The organism is bacterium, from assembly GCA_030655055.1.
GTDB lineage: Bacteria > Edwardsbacteria > AC1 > AC1 > EtOH8 > UBA5202.
Genome location: JAURWH010000020.1, coordinates 1 through 3,608, shown reverse-complemented (window position 1 = coordinate 3,608; position 3,608 = coordinate 1). Strand labels below are relative to the sequence as shown.

The following is a 3,608-nucleotide window of genomic DNA, read 5'->3' as shown; positions in this document are numbered from 1 at the left end:
GCCAAGCGGGTCTACTACCTTTCGCTGGAATTTTTGATCGGCCGCCTGCTGGGCAACAACCTGCTTAACCTCCAGATGGACGAGGCGGCCCACGACGCCATGGCCGACCTGGGTTTGGACATGGAGAAGCTGGAGGATTTTGAGTGGGACGCCGGGCTGGGCAACGGGGGCCTGGGCCGGCTGGCCGCCTGCTTTCTGGACTCCATGGCCACTTTGGAGCTTCCGGCCTACGGCTACGGCATCCGCTACGAATACGGGATATTCTTTCAGAAGATACTGGCCGGCCAGCAGGTGGAGACCCCGGACAACTGGCTGCGCTACGGCAACCCCTGGGAACTGCCCCGGCCCGAATACCTGTACCCGGTAAAGTTCTACGGCAAGGTGGAGCAGACGGTGCGGGCCGACGGCCGCCCCCGCTTTGAATGGAAGGACGGCCAGGACGTGCTGGCCATGGCCTACGACGTGCCGGTGCCGGGCTTTGGCAACCAGACCGTGAACACGTTGAGATTATGGTCGGCCAAGTCCACCCGGGAGTTCGACCTCAACTACTTCAACAGCGGCGACTACGTGGCGGCGGTGGAGCAGAAGAACCAGAACGAGAACATCACCCGGGTGCTGTATCCCAGCGACAATGTCTACCAGGGCCGGGAGCTTAGGCTTAAGCAGGAATACTTCTTCGTCACCGCCACTTTACAGGACGCCATCCGGCGCTACAAGAAGACCCATCCCTATTTCGAGACCTTCGCCCAAAAGACCGCCTTCCAGCTCAACGACACCCACCCGGCCATCGCCATCCCCGAGATGATGCGCCTGCTGATGGACGAGGAGGGCCTGGAGTGGGACGCGGCCTGGGAACTGACCAATAAGGTCTTCGCCTACACCAATCACACCGTGATGCCCGAGGCTTTGGAGCACTGGCCGGTGGCCATGATGGACCACCTGCTGCCCCGCCACATGCAGATCATCGTGGAGATCAACCGCCGCTTTCTGGAGGCGGTGGCCAAAAAATATCCCGGAGACCAGTCCAAGCTCAAAACCATGTCCATCATCGGCGAAGGTCCCGACCCCCAGGTGAAGATGGCCCATCTGGCCATCGTGGGAAGCCATTCGGTGAACGGGGTGGCCGAACTGCATACCAGCATCCTTAAGGAAAAGGTGTTCCCGGAATTCAACGATTTCTTTCCGGGAAAATTCAACAACAAGACCAACGGCATCACCCCCCGGCGCTGGCTTAACACCTGCAACCGGGACCTGGCCGGGCTGATCACCAAGAAGATCGGCAGCGGCTGGGTGAAGGACTTGACCCAGCTGAAGAAACTGGAGCCCTTTGCCGACGATGTGCTGTTCCGGGAAAAGTGGCAGGTGGTCAAGCGCTCCAACAAGATCCGGCTGGCCGAATACATCCGCCGCCACAACGGGATCGAGGTTCCGGTGGATTCGCTGTTCGACTGCCAGGTCAAGCGGATGCACGAGTACAAGCGGCAGCTATTGAACATCCTGGGCGTGATCGACCGGTACAATGAGATCAAGGAGAATCCCAACGGCAGGCACGTCAAGCGGACCGTGATCTTTGCCGGCAAGGCCGCCCCCAGCTACGCCACGGCCAAGCTGGTCATCCGGCTGATCAACGCGGTGGCCGAAAAGGTGAACCACGACCCGGAAGTGGGCCAGAACCTGAAGGTGGTCTTTTTGGCCAATTACGGGGTCAGCCTGGCCGAGCTGATCATCCCGGCCGCCGACCTCTCCCAGCAGATATCCACCGCCGGGATGGAGGCCTCCGGCACCGGCAACATGAAATTCGCCCTGAACGGGGCGCTGACCATCGGAACTTTGGACGGGGCCAACGTGGAGATCATGGAGGAAGTGGGGGAAGAAAACATATTCATCTTCGGCCTCAAGGCCGACCAGGTGCTGGACCTGCGGCGGCAGGGCTATGACCCCCGGAAATACTACGATTCCGAACCCCGTCTAAAAGCAGTGCTGGACCTGATGGCCGGCGGACATTTTTCCCCGGAGGAGCCCGGGCTGTTCAAGCCGCTGGTGGACAACCTGCTGAACCAGGGCGACCATTACATGCTGCTGGCCGACTTTGCCGACTACCTGCGCTGCCAGCACGAGGTGGACCAGACCTTTTTGCAGCCCGACCTCTGGCTCAAGAAATCCATCTACAACGTGGCCCGGATGGGCAAGTTCTCCAGCGACCGCTCCATCGCCCAGTATGCCAGTGAGATCTGGAAGGTGGACCCGGTGAAGGTTACTGAGTGAATTTTCTTGCCTTAAACAATTCTGCTCTTAATTCATTTTATTTACTGGACTTTAGCAAATTTTCTAAAAACTCACTTTGTCACCCTGAGATATACATCTTGCCCCACAAATTGAAGGGCGACAATGCCATCTTTCGGTTTGTTTGGCAGGTAAAAAACATCTCAAGATGACATCATCTCTGTTTTTTGCCAAAGTTTAGATAATTATAGAACTCAGCGCTTTGAACTAAAAATCAAAAGGAGCCCTTATGCCCAAACAGGAACTGCAATGGAACTTGAACGACATCATCGCCCGGAACAAGTTTGACGATTTCGCCCGGGCCTTCGAGAAGAACATCCTTAAACTGGGGGACCATTACAAAGCACTCTCCCCGGGCATGTCCGAAGAAAGCTTCCGCCAAATGATGTCCTTCACCGAAAGGCTCAAGGAGGATGTCAACCGGCTGGGGTCCTTCGGCTCGCTCTGGATGTCGGTGGACATCAATTCCCAGGATGCCATGCTTTACAAATCCCGGGCCCAGGACCTGATGGTCAGCCACACCCAGGCCCTGATCCCCATCACCCAGTGGCTGATGGGCAAGCCGGTGGAGGGCCTGCGCCGGCTGGATGACGCCAACGCCCAAAGGCTTTTTAAGGCGGTGCCGGACCTGGAATATGTTTTGTCCTACCAGCGCCGGGGAGCGGTCCATACCCTGGACCAGGACGTGGAAAAAGTTATGACCCGCAAGAAGGTCACCGGGGCCGATCCATTGAACGAGCTTTACAGCCTGGTCAGCGACGGCTTTGAGTACCGCTTTAAGCCCAAGGGGAAGAAAGAAAACGTTTTTAAGACCCAGAGCCAGGTCCGGGCTTATTTTTACAGCTCCAGCCCGGCCGAACGCCAGGCCGCCTACCAGGCGCTTTTCCAGCCCTATCAGAAAAATATCTCAAAATTCTATGTCATCTACCAGGCCCTGGCCAAGGACTGGGATCAGGACGCCAAAGACCGTAATTTTGTGTCTCCGATGGCCATGCGTAATTTTTACAACCAGGTTCCGGATAAGGCCATCGAAACACTGCTCAAGGTCAGCGCCGACAATGCCGGGATCTACCAGGAGTACTTCCGGGTCAAGGCCCGCCTGCTGGGGGTTAAAAAACTGCAGCGCTATGACATCTACGCCCCGTTGGAAAAACAAAAATCCTCCATGCCCTTTGACCGGGCCAAGGCCCTGGTCCTGGAGACCTTCAGGGAATTTTCTCCCGGCCTGGCCCAGAACGCCCGGCAGATCTTTGAGGCCGGCCACATCGACACCCATCCCCGTCCCGGCAAGGAGGCCGGCGCCTTCTGCGCCATGATCACACCCA

Annotated in this window: 2 protein-coding genes; both read left to right on the top strand. The window is 57.5% G+C overall.

The window, feature by feature from the left end:
- Nucleotides 1-2,265 (top strand): glycogen/starch/alpha-glucan phosphorylase (locus Q7U71_00925; protein MDO9390323.1); only part of this gene is annotated, 2,265 nt, incomplete at its 5' end.
- Nucleotides 2,266-2,512: 247 nt separating this feature from the next.
- A partial coding sequence (locus tag Q7U71_00920) for a M3 family metallopeptidase (protein MDO9390322.1) occupies nt 2,513-3,608 on the top strand: 1,096 nt, incomplete at its 3' end.